General features: G+C 64.7%; 17 protein-coding genes and 1 tRNA gene. 10 read left to right on the plus strand and 8 right to left on the minus strand.

The window, feature by feature from the left end; translation table 11 throughout:
* The first annotated feature begins 90 nt into the window (after window positions 1-90).
* Window positions 91-1,398 (plus strand): replication-associated recombination protein A, encoded by a 1,308-nt coding sequence (locus tag ABC728_RS22035; RefSeq protein ID WP_445376662.1) that lies wholly within the window; start codon window positions 91-93, stop codon window positions 1,396-1,398.
* Window positions 1,399-1,472: 74 nt separating this feature from the next.
* Here the strand turns inward: ABC728_RS22035 and ABC728_RS22040 are convergent, their stop codons facing one another.
* From ABC728_RS22040 to ABC728_RS22050, 3 genes are all read right to left on the minus strand, one after another.
* On the minus strand, window positions 1,473-2,408 hold the full coding sequence (locus ABC728_RS22040; RefSeq protein WP_445376291.1) for an IS110 family transposase: 936 nt from the start codon (window positions 2,406-2,408) through the stop codon (window positions 1,473-1,475).
* 390 nt (window positions 2,409-2,798) lie between these two features.
* Window positions 2,799-3,068, minus strand: coding sequence for a hypothetical protein (locus ABC728_RS22045; RefSeq protein WP_416621355.1), 270 nt, complete (start codon window positions 3,066-3,068; stop codon window positions 2,799-2,801).
* A gap of 227 nt (window positions 3,069-3,295) precedes the next feature.
* Window positions 3,296-3,712: a response regulator gene (locus ABC728_RS22050; RefSeq protein ID WP_416621356.1), complete on the minus strand. Its 417-nt coding sequence runs from the start codon at window positions 3,710-3,712 to the stop codon at window positions 3,296-3,298.
* Window positions 3,713-4,055: 343 nt separating this feature from the next.
* On the opposite strand from ABC728_RS22050, the gene ABC728_RS22055 reads away from it, so the two are divergent.
* From ABC728_RS22055 to ABC728_RS22070, 4 genes are all read left to right on the plus strand, one after another.
* Window positions 4,056-5,039 (plus strand): aliphatic sulfonate ABC transporter substrate-binding protein, encoded by a 984-nt coding sequence (locus tag ABC728_RS22055; RefSeq protein WP_416621357.1) that lies wholly within the window; start codon window positions 4,056-4,058, stop codon window positions 5,037-5,039.
* Window positions 5,040-5,105: 66 nt separating this feature from the next.
* Window positions 5,106-5,894 carry an ABC transporter permease gene (locus ABC728_RS22060; protein ID WP_416621358.1) on the plus strand — a complete coding sequence of 263 codons (789 nt, stop codon included), beginning with the start codon at window positions 5,106-5,108 and terminating at the stop codon, window positions 5,892-5,894.
* A gap of 16 nt (window positions 5,895-5,910) precedes the next feature.
* Window positions 5,911-6,684, plus strand: a complete 774-nt coding sequence (locus tag ABC728_RS22065; protein WP_416621359.1) for an ABC transporter ATP-binding protein — start codon at window positions 5,911-5,913, stop codon at window positions 6,682-6,684.
* Between the two features lie 40 nt (window positions 6,685-6,724).
* Complete coding sequence (locus ABC728_RS22070; RefSeq protein ID WP_416621360.1) at window positions 6,725-7,237, plus strand: OsmC family protein; 513 nt, start codon at window positions 6,725-6,727, stop codon at window positions 7,235-7,237.
* A gap of 63 nt (window positions 7,238-7,300) precedes the next feature.
* Here the strand turns inward: ABC728_RS22070 and ABC728_RS22075 are convergent, their stop codons facing one another.
* Window positions 7,301-8,410: a branched-chain amino acid ABC transporter substrate-binding protein gene (locus ABC728_RS22075; protein WP_416621361.1), complete on the minus strand. Its 1,110-nt coding sequence runs from the start codon at window positions 8,408-8,410 to the stop codon at window positions 7,301-7,303.
* A gap of 237 nt (window positions 8,411-8,647) precedes the next feature.
* Between ABC728_RS22075 and ABC728_RS22080 the strand changes: the two genes are divergently transcribed.
* The 4 genes from ABC728_RS22080 (at window position 8,648) to mgtE (ending at window position 13,340) form a co-directional block, all read left to right on the plus strand.
* A tRNA-Leu gene (locus ABC728_RS22080) sits at window positions 8,648-8,732 on the plus strand.
* 264 nt (window positions 8,733-8,996) lie between these two features.
* On the plus strand, window positions 8,997-11,276 hold the full coding sequence (locus ABC728_RS22085; RefSeq protein WP_416621362.1) for an NADP-dependent malic enzyme: 2,280 nt from the start codon (window positions 8,997-8,999) through the stop codon (window positions 11,274-11,276).
* A gap of 62 nt (window positions 11,277-11,338) precedes the next feature.
* Window positions 11,339-11,941: a class I SAM-dependent methyltransferase gene (locus ABC728_RS22090; RefSeq protein WP_416621363.1), complete on the plus strand. Its 603-nt coding sequence runs from the start codon at window positions 11,339-11,341 to the stop codon at window positions 11,939-11,941.
* 52 nt (window positions 11,942-11,993) lie between these two features.
* Entirely contained in the window at window positions 11,994-13,340 is a 1,347-nt protein-coding gene (gene mgtE, locus ABC728_RS22095; protein WP_416621364.1) for a magnesium transporter, read from the plus strand.
* Between the two features lie 68 nt (window positions 13,341-13,408).
* Here the strand turns inward: mgtE and accC are convergent, their stop codons facing one another.
* The 4 genes from accC to ABC728_RS22115 form a co-directional block, all read right to left on the minus strand.
* Window positions 13,409-14,758: an acetyl-CoA carboxylase biotin carboxylase subunit gene (accC, locus tag ABC728_RS22100; RefSeq protein WP_416621400.1), complete on the minus strand. Its 1,350-nt coding sequence runs from the start codon at window positions 14,756-14,758 to the stop codon at window positions 13,409-13,411.
* Between the two features lie 31 nt (window positions 14,759-14,789).
* On the minus strand, window positions 14,790-15,254 hold the full coding sequence (gene accB, locus ABC728_RS22105; protein ID WP_416621365.1) for an acetyl-CoA carboxylase biotin carboxyl carrier protein: 465 nt from the start codon (window positions 15,252-15,254) through the stop codon (window positions 14,790-14,792).
* Window positions 15,255-15,290: 36 nt separating this feature from the next.
* On the minus strand, window positions 15,291-15,701 hold the full coding sequence (locus ABC728_RS22110) for a type II 3-dehydroquinate dehydratase (RefSeq protein ID WP_445376502.1): 411 nt from the start codon (window positions 15,699-15,701) through the stop codon (window positions 15,291-15,293).
* A 367-nt stretch (window positions 15,702-16,068) separates the two neighbouring features.
* Window positions 16,069-16,842: a DsbA family protein gene (locus ABC728_RS22115; RefSeq protein ID WP_416621367.1), complete on the minus strand. Its 774-nt coding sequence runs from the start codon at window positions 16,840-16,842 to the stop codon at window positions 16,069-16,071.
* Between the two features lie 216 nt (window positions 16,843-17,058).
* On the opposite strand from ABC728_RS22115, the gene ABC728_RS22120 reads away from it, so the two are divergent.
* Window positions 17,059-18,621, plus strand: coding sequence for a DUF3369 domain-containing protein (locus ABC728_RS22120; protein WP_416621368.1), 1,563 nt, complete (start codon window positions 17,059-17,061; stop codon window positions 18,619-18,621).
* The last annotated feature ends 20 nt before the right edge of the window (window positions 18,622-18,641 follow it).

Genomic DNA, 18,641 nt, shown 5'->3' on the forward strand with positions numbered 1-18,641 from the left:
CGTCCGGCGACGGCGCCGACAGGGCGGGATGGACATTGCGCAGCCCGTCCCCCATCTGAAATAAGGGAACGGAACGGGATCGCCATGGCCATGGGAACGGATAGGGTGGCAGGTTTGTTTGAAGCACAGGCGCCCAGGCCCCTGGCAGACCGATTGCGTCCGCAAAGCCTGGACCAGATGGTCGGCCAGGACCATCTGCTGCGGCCCGATGGCCCTATCGGGAGGATGATCGGGTCCCGGCGGCTGGTCTCCATGATCCTGTGGGGCCCGCCCGGCTGCGGCAAGACGACGCTGGCGCGCCTGCTGGCCCAGACGACCGACCTGCATTTCGAACCCCTTTCGGCAATCTTCAGCGGTGTTGCCGATCTGCGGCGGGTGTTCGAGGCGGCCAGGACCCGGCGGCAGGGCGGGCAGGGCACCCTGCTGTTCATCGACGAGATTTACCGGTTCAACCGGGCGCAGCAGGACGGGTTCCTGCCTTATGTGGAGGATGGGACCGTAACCCTGGTCGGGGCGACAACGGAAAATCCCAGTTTTGAATTGAACGCCGCCCTGCTGTCGCGGGCGCAGGTCTTCGTGCTGAACCGGCTGGACGATGCGGCCCTGGAATTGCTGCTGGCGCGTGCGGAGGCGGAGGAGGGGCGGCCCCTGCCGCTCGACCCCGACGCCCGGGCCGCCGTCAAGGCACTGGCGGACGGTGACGGCCGCTATTGCCTTAACCTGTGCGAGGAGTTGTTCGCCCTGCCGGAAGGCACGATGCTGGACAATAACGGTCTGGCCGCCGCCGTGCAGCGGCGCATGCCGCTATACGACAAGGCGCAGGAAGGCCATTACAACCTCATTTCTGCCCTGCACAAGTCGCTGCGCGGATCGGACACGGATGCCGCCCTTTACTGGTATGCCCGCATGCTGGCTGGGGGAGAGGATCCGCGATACATCGCCCGGCGGCTGACGCGGTTCGCGGTGGAGGATATCGGCATGGCCGATCCTGCCGCCCTGACCCAGGCAACCGCCGCCTGGGAAGCCTATGAGCGTCTTGGCAGCCCCGAAGGGGAACTGGCCATCGCACAACTGGTGATCTATCTGGGCACGGCGCCGAAATCAAACGCGGCCTACACGGCGTATAAGGAGGCTGCGCGCGCCGCCAAGGAAACGGGCAGCCTGTCGCCGCCCAAGCACATTCTGAATGCGCCGACCAAACTGATGAAGCAGTTGGGCTATGGCCACGGCTACAATTACGATCACGACACGCCCGAGGGGTTCAGCGGGCAGAACTATTTTCCCGAGGGGATGGACCGCCGGCCTTTCTACCGCCCTGTGGAACGCGGTTTCGAGCGGGAGGTGCGCAAACGGCTGGATTATTGGGCCCGCCTGCGGCGTGATACCAGCTCCCGGTGAGTGCAACTCACCGGGAGCTGGTACGGCGGCGACCGCCGACGCGCCGCACGTGCGGCGTAGCCAAGCAACTGTTTTCATGCGGCGTAAGTTCTCTGATCGCGGATGATGGCATTGGCGAGGACGACGATCTTTCGCATGATGGCAACGAGGGCAACCTTTGGCTTCTTTCCAGCGGCGATGAGTTTTTTATAGAAGGCGGCCAAGGGTGGATTTCGCCGACTGGCGACGACGGCAGCCATGTAAAGGACGGTTCGGACAACGGGCCTTCCACCGTAGATGCTGCGCGGGCCATCGCGTTTGCCGCTCTGGTTATCCATCGGGGCAACGCCGGCCAGGGCGGCGACCTGATGTCGTGTCAGTGTGCCCAACTCCGGCATATGGGCCAGCAGGGTGGCCGCCAGCACCGGCCCGACAGCAGGAATGGACTGGAGCAGGTTGTCGTTGACCTTCAAGGTTTTGGATGCCGCGATCTGCTCGGCAATGCGCTTGTCGAGGCGCAGGATCAGCAGGGCGATGGCATCCAGGCGCCGCTTGGCCAAGCGGCGCAGTTCCGGATCCGCCAGGGTCTGGGCCTGGTTCCTGACCATGGTCTGCTCGTCGAGCAACTGGCGCCGGTAGGTGGCCAGTTCCGCCAGGACCTCCCGTTCCGGATCGGGTTGGTAGGCGGCTCCGGGGATCGCCTGGGCATAGGCGGCGATCATCCGGGCATCCAGCCGGTCATTCTTGGCCCAGCGTCCATGCGCCCTGGCAAAATGCCGGACCTTGCGAGGATCGACGAGGCGGACGGGAATGCCGGCTTTCGATAAAGCCTCCATGACCGGCCGCTCATAGCCACCACTGGCTTCCAGGACGACCTGCACGGCGCGCTTGCCACACCGTCGCCGAAGGAGACTGTAACCAGCCTCGGCATTCTCGACTTGGAAAGCCTCTCCTGTCTCGGCATCCAACCCGTCCAGACGGGCCTTGCTGACGTCCAGGGCGATGATAGAGTCCTGTTGTGCCATCTTCATACTCCCTGCCTTGCACGTACGGGGCTGCAACCCCAAGCAACTGTTCGGGTCAATGAAGGGGCCGACCGGAGAACCATGCTTGGCTACGGTGTATGATCTACCTTTCCACGGAGCGGTCTTCCGGACGGATCGCCGGCCGGGGCATGCCCCGGCCGGCGATCACACATCTTACTGACATTTCGAAAACACAAGCCAACGGATGTGGGCGCCGGCGATTGAGGCCGGTGATCGGTTGCGATCACCGGGACTGGGTATGAGAAGGGTAACGGCTGAAGCCTTGGGGGTGATCCGGCGGGCATTCTGAATAGGGACGGTCTGAATAGCGAAAGGGCCGGACACCCCGACGGTATCCGGCCCTCCCGTTCCACCCGGTTTCCCGATGATGGAGAATTAGTTGCCTTCCGGCGGCGGGGTCGTGGTGTCCGGCGCGGGCTCGGACGGCACGGTCTCACCCTCAACCGGGGCTTCGGCCGGCACATCGGCCGGGGCTTCCTCGGTCATGGGGGCGGCTTCTTCCGGAACCGGAGCGGGCGCGGGGGTCGGCTCAACGACCGGCGCCTCGGCGGGGGCTGCCGGTGCCGCCTCCTTCGACTTGTCCTGGCCACAGGCGGCCAGGCCCATAACCATCAGGCCAGAAAGAACCAGGGGAAGCACGCGCATTTTTCGCTCCTTCGCTTTTATGTGACCGGTACGCGAGGGCCCATCCCCCCGTTACCGGGTACGCTTCAACATACGCACCTTGAAGCGTTAAGGGTTTGTTGACAACAACGTCGATGGATTTTTTTACCGCCGTTGATCATTTAACCGGCAACCTGCCCTCAACGCGGTCAAATCGATTGCCATCATGGGGTCGAAATGTGGCAATCCCGTGCCCTTGTGAAGGAGTTTCAAGGGCTTGGATCAGTCGAACCCTTGAGCTGCAGCCGTTGGCAGGCAAGGTCCAGCGCCGTGCGGAGTTGCTGGGCCGAATAGGGTTTCTGCACGAATCCAAGCGGCTTGGCCTGTGCCACCCGCTCCATCGTCTGTTCATCGGCATAGGCGGACAGAAAGATGCTGCGCACGCCTTGTTCCAGCCACAGGCGCCGCGCGACCTGCACGCCATCATTGGCCCCGCGCAGGCGGATATCCATCAGTGCCAGATGTGGTTCTTCCAGGGCTGTAATGGACAGGGCTTCCAGCTCCGATGCTGCAATACCGACGACGTAGTACCCTAATTCCGTCAATGTCAGGCGCACGCCCAACGCTACAAGTGCATCATCCTCCACAATGAGGACACGGACAGGAGAATCGGATAACGGGATCATCGGTATCTTGAATCCTCACAGCTTCCTTCCCCAGTGGCAGGATGCCATCAAGAGTATGTGCTTATTGAAGGGGATACCGGATTGTCCCCTCCTTAGCAACTCATCCAACCGGCTGTTGCAGCCTTAGGCCGAAAGGTCGGGGATTAGGCAATGGCATTTTTCGAAATGTACAACGCAGGAGGGATGTGAAAAATTCTATTTGACGCACGATAAATGGGTAATAATTTTATTCGACGACGCCGGTTTGAAGCCAAATTGCTGGCGCGCTTGAAATTCCACGCTGGGCGTGCCAAAGGCGCCCACGGGGTCCAGTAATGGCCGTTAAGCCAGAGGGAGTAGCCTGATGTTGCGTCGTTCCTTCCTGTCCCTTGTTGCCGGCATTGCGCTGGCCGGTGCCGCCCTGTTGCCGTCGGGCACGGTCATGGCGGCCGATCCCGGCACCGTGACGCTGGACTGGGCCTATTACAATCCCGTCTCGCTGATCCTGAAGGACAAGGGCTGGGTGGAAGAGGAATTTGGCCGCGACGGCATCCGGGTGCGCTGGGTGCAGAGCCAGGGGTCCAACAAGGCCATCGAATTCCTGAACGCCAAGGGTGTGGATTTTGGCTCCACCGCTGGTGCCGCTGCCCTGCTGGCCCGCATCAATGGCGGGCCGATCAAGTCGATCTACGTCTATTCCAAGCCGGAATGGACCGCCCTGGTCGCCCGCAAGGACAGCCCCATCACCAAGGTCGAAGACCTGAAGGGCAAGCGGGTGGCGGTGACGCGCGGCACCGACCCCTATATCTTCCTGTTGCGGGCCCTGGCCGATCATGGCCTGACGGAGCGGGATATCCGTACCGTCCTGCTCCAGCATGCCGATGGCCGTCTGGCGCTGGAACAGGGGGCGGTGGACGCCTGGGCCGGCCTGGACCCGATGATGGCCCAGACCGAACTGCTGGAAGGGTCGCGCCTGTTCTACCGTGCGCCGGATCTCAATACCTGGGGTGTGCTGAATGTGCGGGAGGATTTCGCCGCCGCGCATCCGCAGATCGTCGCCCGCGTGCTGAAGCTTTATGAGAAGGCGCGGGCCCATGCCCTGGCCAATCCGGCGGAACTGGCCGCCACGCTGGCCAAGGCCGCCAGCCTGACGCCGGAGGTGGCCGGCCGCCAGTTGGAACGCACCGACCTGTCGCACAGTGCCATTGGTGCCACGCAGCATGATACGATCCTGAAGGCAGGACTGGCCTTGCAGGAAGCCGGCATCATCGCCGCCGACGTGGGTGTGAAGGCCGTCACCGACGCCCTGATCGATCCGTCCTTCAGCGCCAGCCTGACGGCGCCGTGACGGCGGCGGCGATAACGGGGTCGAAGGAAGTATGGGATGAGTGATGCGGGACAGGGAGGCGGCCGGATGCCGGACGCCTCCCGGTGGGACCGGTTCGGCGGGGCCGTCCTGGGACTTGAGGTGCCGGTCGGCCTTCTGGCGGCATGGGAAGGGGCGGCGCATCTGGGCTGGATATCGGCCAAGCTGCTGCCGGCCCCGTCCACCGTGCTGGTGGCCGTGGCGGATCTGGCGGCCAGCGGCGACCTGTGGATGCATGTCTGGGCCACTTTGTGGCGGGTGCTGGTCGGCTTCGGGCTGGGTGTGGCGGCGGGTACGGCCATGGGAGCCCTGACGGGCTATTCCACCCTGGCCCGCCGGCTTCTGGACCCGATGCTGCAGGCCTTGCGCAATATCCCTTCGATTGCCTGGGTGCCGCTATTCATCCTGTGGTTCGGCATTTTCGAGACATCGAAGGTGCTGCTGATCGCCGTCGGCGTCTTCTTCCCCGTCTATCTCAACCTGGCCAGCGCCATCCACGAGGTGGACCGCAAGCTGGTGGAGGTGGCGCGGGCCTATCGCTTCTCGCCGCTGGAACTGGTCTGGCGGGTGCTGTTGCCGGCCAGCCTGCCGACCTATGTCATTGGCCTGCGGTCGGGCCTGGGGCTGGGCTGGATGTTCGTGGTGGCGGCAGAGTTCATGGGGGCCAGCGAGGGCCTGGGCTATCTGCTGATCGACGGGCAGATGACGGGGCGCACGCCCGTCATCCTGGGCGCCATCGTGCTGTTCGCTGTCCTGGGCAAGCTGACTGATCTGGCACTGGCCCGCGCCACGGCGCCGCTGGTCGCCTGGCAGGATGGTTTCAAGTCGAAGCGCTGAGCGAAGGGAACCCGTCATGCTGCGCCTGACCAATGTCGAAAAGCGCTATGCCAACGGCTATGTCGCCATCCGGGGCATCGGCCTTTCCGTTGAACGCGGGGAAATCCTGGCCATCGTGGGCGGGTCGGGGTGCGGCAAGAGCACGCTGCTGCGCCTTGTCGCCGGGCTGGACAATGTCAGCAACGGCCAGGTCGAACTGGACGGCACGCCCGTGACGGGACCAAGGCCGGAAATCGGGGTGGTCTTCCAGGAACCGCGTCTCATGCCCTGGCTGGACATTTCGGCCAATGTCGCCTTCGGGCTGAAGGGGCTTTCCAGGGCCGAACGGGCGTCGCGGGTGGGCGAGGTGCTGGCCCGCGTCAACCTGTCGGCCTTCGCCCGGGCGCTGCCGCGGCAATTGTCGGGCGGCATGGCCCAGCGTGTGGCCATCGCCCGCGCGCTGGTGACGCGGCCGGAGGTCTTGCTGCTGGACGAGCCGTTCAGTGCGCTGGACGCCCTGATCCGCATGGAATTGCAGGACCATCTGCTGGATGTCTGGGACGCCTATGCCGAGGATGAGCGGCCGACCCTGATCCTGGTCACCCATGATATCGAGGAGGCGCTGGCCCTGGCCGATCGCGTGGTCGTGCTGGGCGGCACGCCGGGGCGCATCCATGGCGACTATCATGTCGGCCTGCCCCGCCGGGGCCGGCGCGAACATGACAGTTTTCCGGGCTGGCGGGCCCGGCTGCTGCAGGAGTTGCGCAATGCGCGCCACCCCGGCACGGTGCAGCCCGATTACGCCATCTGACGACGCCTGAAGCCAAACGAAGCCAAACGAGGAACGATTCATGAATGCCGATGATCTGCGCAGCCTGCAGGCCCCGCTGAAGCAGCGTTACAAGGACGAGGCGACCGCCGCCATCGTCACGCTGAAGGCCGCGGGCGAACTGGACAGCGAGAATGTCGTCTGCAAGGTCGATACGGGCCGTGCGCTGGTGGAGGCGGGCCTGCACCCCGCCACCGGCGGACCGGGCAGCTTCGCCTGTTCCGGCGACATGCTGCTGGAGGCCCTGGTCGCCTGCGCCGGCGTGACGCTGAAGGCCGTGGCCACGGCGCTGGGCCTGAATGTTGCCGGCGGCACGGTCCGGGCCGAGGGCGACCTTGATTTCCGGGGCACACTGGGTGTTGCCAAGGATGCGCCCGTCGGGTTCAAGGATATCCGCCTGTCCTTCGACCTGCAGGGCGACCTGACGGATGAACAGCGGGCCACGCTGCTGAAGCTGACGGAACGCTATTGCGTCATCTATCAGACGCTGAAGAACCCGCCGTCCTTCCAGGTCGACCTGACCAGCGCTGCCTGACCGGCGATCCCGCTTTCCGGGGACCAGGCCCGGCGGATGCCGGGCCTGGTGATTGTGAGTGGATCACTGCCCCGGAATGGGGGCGTACTTGCCGTTGGACCAGCGGTAGACGACATAGTCGGTGACCTTGCGATCGCCCTTATCATCGAAGGAGAGCGGACCGATCACGGTGGTATATTCACCATCCCGCATGGCGGCGGCCACCTTTTCGGCATCCACCGACTTGGCCTTCACGGCACCCGCGGCCCAGACCTGGACGGCGGCATAGGTGTAAAGCGTATAGGCTTCCGGTTCGAACCCGCCATCGCGGAAGCGCTTCACAACGTCGGCTGCTTCGGGCTTGTCGCGGTATTCATTGCCGAAGGTCACCAGCGTGCCTTCACCCGACGGGCCGGCGATGTTCCAGAATTCCTGGTTGACGATACCGTCCCCCGACATGAACACGGCCTTCAGGCCGGCATCGGCCATCTGACGCACCAGCAGGCCGGCCTCCGTATGCAGCCCGCCGAAATAGACGATGTCGATGCCGGCATCCTTCATCTTGGTGACCAGGGCCGACATGTCGCGGTCGCCGACATTGACGGCATCGAACATCGCCTCGTTCTTGCCGCCCTTGCGCAGGGCGGCGCGAGTTGCTTCCGCCAGGCCACGGCCATAGGTGGTCTGGTCGTGGATGACGGCCACCTTGCCGTCCTTGTGATGCTTCAGAAGCCAGGCGGCGGCCACATCGCCCTGCTGATCGTCCCGGCCGCAGGTGCGGAATACGGTATCCAGCCCCTGTTCGGTGAGCTGCGGGTTCGTGGAAGCCGGGCTGATCATCACGATCCCTTCGTCCGCATAGACGCGGGCCGACGGGATGGAGACGGCGGAATTGAAATTACCGAATGCGGCCACGCCGCCCTGCGTGGCCAGGCGGTTGGCGATGGCCACCCCCTGGCTGGGGTTGGAGGCATCGTCCAGGTTGACCAGCACCAGCTTCTCACCCAGCACGCCGCCCCTGGCATTGATGTCGTTCACGGCCATTTCGGCGCCGCGCCGCATCTGTTCCCCGAATACGGCATTGGGCCCCGTCAGCGGGGCCGCCAGACCGACCACCGTATCGGCCAGCGCGGGCAGGCCCGTCAGCATGGTGGCGGCCATCAGGACGGCGGGCAGGGTTTTCTTGAGGTTCATTGTCGCCAATCTCCCGTGGGGGTGTGGAACGTGAGCGTGAAGCTATCATGCGGACCCCTCCCGTCAAATCCGTACATGGGTCGGGACTGCGTCCGGCGTGGTCTGGACTGCGTCCGGCGTGGTCTGTCGTTCTTCTCATGGCATGTCGATTGGTGCTTGATGCGCCCGCCGCGATTTGCTATCCACCGCCAACCGCCGGGGGCTTCCAGCCTGAAGCGGTGTTCCGGCATGTGTTTTGCGGCCGTGGCGGAATTGGTAGACGCGCAGCGTTGAGGTCGCTGTGGGGCAACCCGTGAAAGTTCGAGTTTTTTCGGCCGCACCATGCTGAACGATGAAAAAAGGGCGATGCCGGCCGGCATCGCCCTTTTCATTTTGGCCCGTGCCATGCCCTTCTCCCTGTCGCAGCCGTCCGGCTTTCCAGAACAAGTGTCCGTCTTTTCAGCATTCCGATCACTGCAACGCAGCCTAGCGCCCTTATCGCCGGGACCCTGGCGGCAAGCTGTCTGCTATGGCTGGACAGGGCGGGGCGGACGGGCCTAACTAGGCCCCAACAAAGACCCCTCGGATGCTGGGAGCTATTCAGGAAATGACCGACGCCTTCCGCGACGCGGCACTCGATTACCACCGTCTGCCGACGCCCGGCAAAATCGCCGTCACCCCGACCAAGCCCCTGGCCACACAGCGTGACCTGGCGCTCGCCTATTCCCCGGGTGTCGCGCATGCCTGCGAGGCGATCGTCGAGGATGAGGCGAACGCCGCCAAATATACTAGCCGCGGCAATCTGGTCGCTGTCATTACCAACGGCACCGCCGTGCTGGGCCTGGGCGATATCGGCCCGCTGGCGTCCAAGCCGGTGATGGAGGGCAAGGGCGTCCTGTTCAAGAAGTTTGCCGGCATCGATGTGTTCGATATCGAGATCAACGAGAAGGACCCGGAAAAGCTCGTCGATGTCATTGCGGCGCTGGAGCCGACCTTCGGGGGGATCAACCTGGAGGATATCAAGGCGCCGGAATGCTTCTATGTCGAAAAGACGCTGCGCGAGCGCATGAAGATCCCGGTCTTCCATGATGACCAGCACGGTACCGCCATCATCGTGGCGGCCGCCATCACCAATGCGCTGAAGCTGACGGGCCGTGACTTCGCCACCGTCAAGCTGGTCTGCTCCGGCGCCGGTGCCGCAGCGCTGGCCTGCTTGGACCTGCTGGTCGATATGGGCCTGCCGGTGGAGAATATCTGGGTCAACGACATCAAGGGTGTGGTCTATCAGGGCCGCACCGAGCTGATGGACCCGCGCAAGGAACGCTATGCCAAGGCCACGAATGCCCGGGTTCTGGATGATATCATCGGCGATGCCGACATCTTCCTGGGCCTGTCGGCACCCCGCGTGCTGACCCAGGACATGGTGAAGAAGATGGGGCCGCACCCCATCGTCATGGCGCTGGCCAATCCGACGCCTGAGATCATGCCGGACGAGGTGAAGGCCGTGCGCCCCGATGCCATCGTCGGCACGGGGCGGTCGGACTTTCCCAATCAGGTCAACAACGTCCTGTGCTTCCCCTTCATCTTCCGCGGCGCGCTGGATGTCGGGGCCACCACCATCAACGAGGCGATGAAGATCGCTGCCGTCAACGCCATCGCCCGGCTGGCCCAGGCAGAGGTGCATGACGTGGTGGCCATGGCCTATGGCGAGGCGCCGCCCAGCTTCGGGCCGGAATACCTGATCCCGCGCCCCTTCGATCCGCGCCTGATCCTGGAAATCGCGCCCGCCGTGGCGAAGGCCGCCATGGATAGCGGCGTGGCCACCCGTCCCATCCAGGATTTCGACGCCTATCGCGAGCAACTGGGCCAGTTCGTCTTCCGCTCCGGCCTGCTGATGAAGCCCGTCTTCGCCAAGGCCAAGGCGGACCCGCGCCGCGTCGCCTATGCCGAGGGGGAAGAGGAGCGCGTGCTGCGCGCCGCCCAGCAGGTGCTGGAGGATGGCATCGCCCAGCCCATCCTGATTGGCCGCCGCGAGGTCGTGGCCCGGCGTATCGAGAAGCTGGGCCTGCGCCTGCGCCTGGACGAGAATGTCCGCCTGATCGATCCGCAGAACGACCCGGCCTATAATGACTATTGGCAGACCTATCACCGGATCATGCAGCGCGGTGGCGTTTCACCGGACCGGGCGCGTCAGGTGGTGCGCACCAACCCCACCGTGATCGGCGCCCTGATGGTGGAAAAGGGGGAGGCCGATGCCGTGATCTGCGGCACGGTCGGCCTTTACGACTGGCACCTGAAGCATGTGAACGACGTGGTGGGGAAGAAGCGCGGCGCGCGCGTGATGGCGGCTCTCTCCGTGCTGATCCTGAACCGTGGCACCTTCTTCCTGACCGACACCTATGTGAATGCCAGCCCCACGGCCGCCGATCTGGCGGAGATCACTGACCTGGCCGCGGAAGAGGTGCGGCGTTTCGGCCTGGCGCCGAAAGTGGCGCTGCTGTCGCATTCCAGCTTTGGCAGCCACAACGACCCCTCTGCCATCAAGATGCGGGAGGCCCTTCAGGCCATTGCCGCACGCTGCCCCGACCTGGAGGTGGAAGGGGAGATGCATGCCGATGCCGCCATCAGCCCGGTGATCCGCACCCGTATCTTCCCCAACAGCCGTCTGCACGGGTCGGCCAACCTGCTGGTGATGCCCGACCGCGACAGCGCCAATGTCTCCTTCAACCTGCTGAAGGTGCTGGGCGACGGGCTGGCTGTCGGGCCGGTGCTGCTGGGGGCGGCCAAGCCGGCCCACATCCTGACCCCGTCGGTCACGGTGCGCGGCATCGTGAACATGTCGGCGCTGGCGGTCATCGACGCGCAGATGCACAATCCGGCCACCTGACGGTATCAAAGCGGGACGGCTGCGGCCGTCGCCCGCCCTGTGGGGGATATATGGAAGTACCGGTGAGACGCCTGCTGCATGTCGGTTGCGGGTTGAAACGGCGGGACGGAACGACCAGGGGCTTCGCGGGGGCGGGTTGGACGGAAACCCGGCTGGATGTCGCTTCGGATGTCCGGCCCGATATTGTCGGCAGCATCACAGACATGTCGATGATCCCGTCCGGATCGTTCGATGGCGTCTATTCCAGCCATGTCCTGGAGCATCTTTTTGCACACGACGTCATCACTGCGCTGCAGGAATGCCGTCGCGTGCTGTCACCCCGGGGTGTGATGGTCCTGACCTGTCCGGATATGCAGGCCGCCGCGAAAGAGATTGCCGAGGGCAGGTTGCTGGAGCCGATGTATCAGAGCGAGGCCGGCCCCGTCGCTGCCATCGACATGGTGTTCGGCCTGCGCTGGGCCATCAAGGATGGCCATGTCCACATGGCGCATCGCAGCGGCTTCACGCTCCCGGTGCTGGGCGGCCTGTTGTCGGGTGTGGGTTTCGGGCAGGTGATGGTTACCAGTCGCGGGCATCCCTTCTACGACCTTTGGGCTGTCGCGGCGAACTGGCAAGCGACGGAAGATGAGATGAGGGAACTGGCCGGCGCGCATTTCCCCGTCTGAGGGCGGGTGCCGGACCTGGACGGAAGGGGGGCCCTTGTCGATGGCAGGCGGCATGGATCAGAAGGACCAGGGATCGATCGAGGAACTGCTGGAGGCTGGCGATCTGTCCGCCGCCGCCGGCATGCTGGCCGACCTGCACCCGTCCGATGTCGCCGACCTGCTTGAACAGGCGGACGAGGATCGGCGCGAACTGCTGATCGCGCTGCTGCGCCCGCAATTCGATGCAGAGGTGCTGGCCTATCTGCCCGTCGATCTGCGTGACGAGGTGATCGAGCGGCTGGAGCCCAAGGCCCTGGCCGCGGCCGTCGCGGAACTGGATACCGACGACGCCGTCGACGTGATCCAGGATCTGGACGAGGATGCCCAGCAGGCCATCCTCGCCAACCTGCCGCCCGAGGCCCGCGCCCTGGTGGAAGAGGGGTTGACCTACCCTGAATATTCCGCCGGCCGCCTGATGGGCCGCACCCTGGTGTCGGTGCCGGAATTCTGGACGGTGGGCGGGCTGCTGGACTATCTGCGCGCCGCCGCGACGACCGATGACAGCGACCTGCCGGCCGAATTCTACGACATCTTCATCGTTGATCCAATGCACAGGGTGGTCGGCAGCGTGCCCCTGTCGCGCGTGCTGCGCGCCCGGCGCGGGGTGAAGCTGAACGAGATCCTGCACAAGGATATACGCCGTATTCCCGTTACCATGGACCAGGAGGAGGTGGCCCGCCTGTTCCGCAATTACGGGCTTGTGTCGGCGCCTGTCGTGGACGCAGCACAGCGACTGGTCGGGGTCATTACGGTCGATGACGTGGTCGACGTGATCGAGGAGGAGGCGGAAGCCGACATGCTGGCCATGGGCGGCGTGGGCGGCGACGACCTCTACCGGGCCGCCGCCTCCACGGCGCTTTCACGTTTTCGCTGGCTGGCGGTCAATGTCCTGACGGCACTGATCGCAGCCGTCGTCATCGAGCAGTTCGCCGGCACGATCGAAAAGGTGGTGGCGCTGGCCGTGCTGATGCCCATCGTGGCCAGCATGGGCGGCAATGCCGGCACCCAGGCGCTGACGGTTGCGGTGCGTGCGCTGGCGACCAAGGAACTGACCAAGGCGAATGCCGCCCGCGTCATCGGCAAGGAGGGGCTGGTCGGGCTGTTCAATGGCCTGGCCCTGGCGGTCATCATGGGTGTCATCGCCTATCTTTGGTTCAACAGCCCGCTGATCGGCGGCGTGATCGCGGCCGCCATGGTCATCAATCTGGTGTGCGCCGGCCTGTGCGGTGCCCTGATCCCGTTCGTTTTGGACCGGATGAAGATCGACCCTGCCGTGGCGTCGGGTGTTTTCCTGACCACGGTCACCGATGTCGTCGGTTTCCTGGCCTTCCTGGGCCTTGCCACCTTCGTGCTACTATAAAATGCGAAAGGCCCGGCGGATGTCCGCCGGGCCCCTTTTTACCGCCGGGATCATGTCGCCGACAGGCATCAGCCTTCCTGCAGGCGCTTCATCCAGCCTTCCATCCATTTGATGTCATAATCGCCGTTGATGAAGTCCGGCTCGGCGATGATGCGCTGATGCAGCGGGATGGAGGTGTCGACGCCGGTGATGACGAACTCCTCCAGCGCGCGACGCAGGCGCATCAGGCACTCGTTGCGGGTGTTGCCGTGAACGATCAGCTTGGCGATCATGCTGTCGTAATGCGGCGGGATGCGATAGCCGTCATAAAGCGCGCTGTCGACCCGCACGCCCAGCCCACCCGGTGCGTGGTACTGCTTCACCTGTCCGGGGGAGGGCAGGAAGGTTTCCGGATGTTCCGCATTGATGCGGCATTCGATGGAATGACCGTGGAAGCGGATATCCTGCTGCGTATAGCCCAGCGGCGCGCCAGTGGCGACACGGATCTGCTCGCGGACCAGATCGACGCCCGTGATCATTTCCGTGATCGTGTGCTCGATCTGCAGGCGGGTGTTCATCTCGATGAAATAGAACTGCCCGTCCTCGTACAGGAATTCCATCGTGCCGACGCCGCGATAGCCAAGCAGCTTGGCCGTGCGGGCGGCAAGGCTGCCGACCTTTTCCCGCTCTTCCGCATTCAGTGCGGGGGACGGGGCCTCCTCCACCACTTTCTGATGGCGGCGCTGGATGGAACAGTCGCGCTCGCCGAAATGCACCACGTTGCCATGGTGGTCGCCCAGCAACTGCACCTCGATATGGCGCGGATTGGCGAGGTACTTTTCAAGGTAGACCTCGTCATTGCCGAAGGCGGCCCGGGCCTCGCCACGGGCAAGCTGGTAGGCTTCCCGCAGTTCCTCCTTGCTGAAGGCGACCTTCATTCCCTTGCCGCCGCCGCCGGCCGCGGCCTTGATCAGCACGGGGTACTGGATCTTGTCCGCCACGGCGGCCGCCGTTTCGAAACTGTCCACCGGGCCGTCCGAACCGGGCACGCAGGGCAGGCCACGGGCGATCACGGTCTTCTTGGCCGATACCTTGTCGCCCATGACACGGATATGCTCCGGCGTGGGGCCGATCCAGGCAAAGCCATGCTCGATCACCATGTCGGCGAACTGGGCGTTCTCGGCCATGAAGCCGATGCCGGGATGGATGGCATCGGCACCCGTGATGCTGGCCGCCGACAGGATCGCCGGGATGTTGAGGTAGCTTTCCTTGGCCGAAGGCGGGCCGATGCACACGCTTTCGTCGGCAAGACGCACATGCATGGCATCGGCATCGGCCGTGGAATGCACGGCGACGGTCTTGATGCCCATCTCGCGGCAGGCGCGGTGGATGCGAAGCGCGATCTCGCCGCGATTGGCGATCAAGACCTTGTCGAACAGGCCGTCCTGGGGATACGCCGTCATGGCCTGGTCACTCGATGATCAGCAGGGGCTGGCCGAATTCGACCGGCTGCGCGTCGGCGACCAGAAGCTCCGTCACGGTGCCGCCCTTGGGCGCCTTGATCGGGTTCATGACCTTCATGGCTTCGATGATCAGCACGGTCTGGCCGGCTTTCACTGTATCGCCGGCCTTCACGAAGGGGGCCGCACCGGGCTCGGACGCGAGATAGGCAGTGCCGACCATCGGGGATTTCAGCGTACCGGGATGCTGGGCCGGCGCCACGACGGCAACCGGTGCCACTGCCACCGCGGCCGGTGCGGGCATGGGGGCCGCAGCATAAGCGGCCGGGTTGAAGCCCACCGGGGCGGGCGGGGCGGCCCGGCTGAGCCGGATGCGGCGTTCGCCTTCCGAATATTCCATTTCCGTCAGGCCGGACTCCTCCAGGAGTTTGGCCATGGTGCGCACGAACTCGGCATCCAGATCGAAGCTCGACATGGTTTTCTCAACCTTATCCAAAAGGCGCCAGGGATGTCAGGGCCGGGTCCCGGCCCGAAGCAGGCGGTCCGCCGCCTGCAGGGCCAGTACATAGCCGTGCGACCCCAGGCCGCAAATAACCCCCCGGGCGGCCATCGACACATAGGAATGGTGCCGGAATGGCTCGCGCCGGAAGATGTTGCTCAGATGCACCTCGATGACGGGCAGGTCAACAGCCGTCAGCGCGTCCAGTATGGCCACGGAGGTGTGTGTATAGGCCCCGGCATTCAGCAGGATCGCGGATCGGACGCCCCGCGCCTGCTGGATCCAGGTGACCAGCTCGCCCTCATGGTTGCTCTGCCGGAAGTCGATCTCCAGGCCCAGGCGTTCGCCTTCGGCCAGGCACAGAGCCTGCACGTCGGCCAGCGTCTCCGCCCCATAGATATGGGGCTCGCGCGTGCCGAGCATGTTCAGGTTTGGCCCGTTTAGGATGAGGATCGATGGCCTTTGCGCCAAGTTGGTCGCCCTGCTGTGGTGATCACCGGAAGCCGGGCGGTTATAACACGGCCACGGATTGGAGCAATGGGGCGCGAACATTACGTAAGGCGCCAGCCTGCCATCGCAAAATCTTGTCCCTTGATCTATCCGCTGAGGAATTAATGGTGCGTGCCAACAAGATATTGTGTTGGAGACCTTCTTGCCATCGGCGTGGAGCAGGATTGTCACAATCGGGGATCGGCCGAATGTCATAGGTCATGCCGGCTATGCCGACCGGATCATCCTGTCCGGCCGGCTAGCATCCGCGGCACGGGTCCCGAATCAAGAGGGGCGCCGGTCAGCCGCCCTTGCGCCCTTCGCGGACCGCATTGAACAGATTGACGAACTGATCGGCCTCGATGGCGCCGGGCACCACCGTATCGCCGATCACGAAGCCCGGCGTGCCGCGGATGCCCAGCTTCTGTGCCAGTTCGGCGTTGGCCTTCAATTCCGCCTCGATGGCGGGGTCGCCCATGTCCTTTTCCATCTGCTTCACATCCAGCCCGACATCCCGGGCGGCCCGGCGGATGGTATCCGTGTCCAGCCGGCCCTGATGGGACATCAGCGCCGTGTGGAACGCCTCGTACTTGCCCTGGCGGTTGGCGGCCAGGGCGGCGCGCGCCGCCTCGCGGGAGGAGGCGGCCAGGATGGGGAATTCCTTGTAGATGACACGGACCTTGCCGTCGCCCTTGACGGCGGCGGTCCGTTCCGGATGGGTGCGTTTGCAATAGCCGCAATTATAGTCGAAGAACTCCACCAGGGTCACATCGCCCTTGGGGTTGCCGCCCACAGGCGACGTGGGGCTCTGTTCCAGCGCTGCGCGATTCGCGGTCAGCGCTTCCTTTGCGGCCTGGGTGGACGCGGCCTGTTCCCGGTTTTCCAGCGCCTGGAGGGCTTCCAGGATCACTTCCGGGTTGGCGACCAGATATTCCCTGACGATCTGTTCCACCGCCGCCTTGTCCAGCGGCTTGTCGGCCGCCGTGACGGGCATGGCGGGCAGCAACCCCAGGGCCAGCACAGCCAGCCCCCGGTGCAGACGGTTCCGGCGGAAAATGAACGGGAATATCGGCATATCTGTGGTTCCATCCTTGCAACGTCCCCGCACCATGCGATGCCTGGGCGGCGCTTGCAACAGGTGGAGGTTCCACCGCTGGGGTTTCAAGACACTTGCCTACACGAACGAGGTATGCGGTGATACGCAGGTGTGTAAAGTCCGATATAATCAGTAGATAAGGCCGTGGAGGGGAATCCGCGGCCCGCAGGACGGAGCGGGTGGCACCGGATGGGCGTGAACAACGACGAATTCCTCTTCCATGAGGAGACGCCGGAAAGCCCGGTCGCCGTTGGCCCCCAGGTCGACCGGCCATGGCTGATCCTGATCGTTGATGACGATCCGGAGGTGCATGCCATGACCCGTCTGGTCATGAAGAAGTTCGTCTATAACGGCCGTCCCCTGCAGTTCCTGTCCGCCTTCTCCGCGGCGGAGGCCTTGCAGATGCTCGCCAAGGACCCTGGCATCGCCATGATCCTGCTGGATGTGGTGATGGAGACCGACGACGCGGGCCTGCGCCTTGTGCCCCTTATCCGGGAGGATCTGGGCAACAGCCAGGTGCGCATCATCCTGCGCACGGGCCAGCCGGGCCAGGCGCCGGAAGACGCCGTCATCCATGCCTATGACATCAATGATTACAAGGCGAAGACCGAGCTGACGGCCCAGAAGCTGGGAACCGCCACGGTGGCGGCCCTACGCTCCTATGAGCATATCACGGAACTGGAACGTTCCCGCCGGGGCATGGCGCGCATCATCGACGCCGCCGGCAGCCTGTTCACGCTGCGCGCCATCGACCGGTTCGCACAGGCGGTGCTGGGCGAACTGGCGCAGGTGCTGGACGTGGCGGCCGACGGTTTTGTCTGCGTCACGCGGGGCATCGCCCGCAATGATGCGCAAATCCTGGCGGCATCCGGCCGCTATGCCGACCTTGCGGGCATGCCGCTTGGCTACAGCGCCGATCCGGCCCTGTCGGCCATGGTGATGGCTGTACTGAACGGCCGTCAGCATCATTACGACGATCAGCGTCTGATCCTCTGGCTGCGCACGGCGGACGGCCGTGATGCGGCGGCCTGCCTGCATGTTGGCCGGCCGCTGGACGGGCTGGAACGGAAGCTTGCCGAACTGCTGGGCACCAAGATCGCCATCGGCTTCGACAATCTGCACCTTTACGAACAGGTGCGGCGGTCGCACAAGGCGGCCGTCATCGCCCTTGCCGGCCTGGCCGATTACAAGGACCCGGATGGCGGCGGTGACCACGGGTTGCGGCTGTCCCGGCTGGTGACGGAGATCGCCTTCGCCCTGCGTGGCAATGCCGGTTGGGACACGCCCATCGATGACGAGTTCCTGGACCTGATCACCATGGGGGCCATGCTGTACGATATCGGCATGGTCGGCGTGCCCGACCGGCTGATCACGAAGACCCTGCCGCTGGACGATCAGGAACGCCAGCAGATGGAGATGCATTGCGAGCGGGGGGCCGCCCTGCTGGAAAAGGCCTCCCGCATGGTGGAAGGCAGCAACTACCTGTCCTTCGGTGCGGCCATCGCGCGGGCCCATCATGAGCGCTGGGACGGCAGCGGCTATCCGCGAGGTCTGGCCGGCACCGCCATTCCGGCCGCGGCCCGGATCGTGGCCGTGGCCGATGTCTATGATGCCATGACCCACCGGCGAAGCTGGCGGGCCGCCGTTCCCCATGCGGAGGCGTTGCGGGCCATTCAGGAAGGGGCCGGCACCCTGTACGACCCAACCGTCGTCGAGGCCTTCTTCCAGGCCCGTCAGGCGCGCGTCCGGCCGCGTTGACGATCTGCCTTCGGGGCCCT

It is taken from the genome of Niveispirillum fermenti, assembly GCF_052474395.1.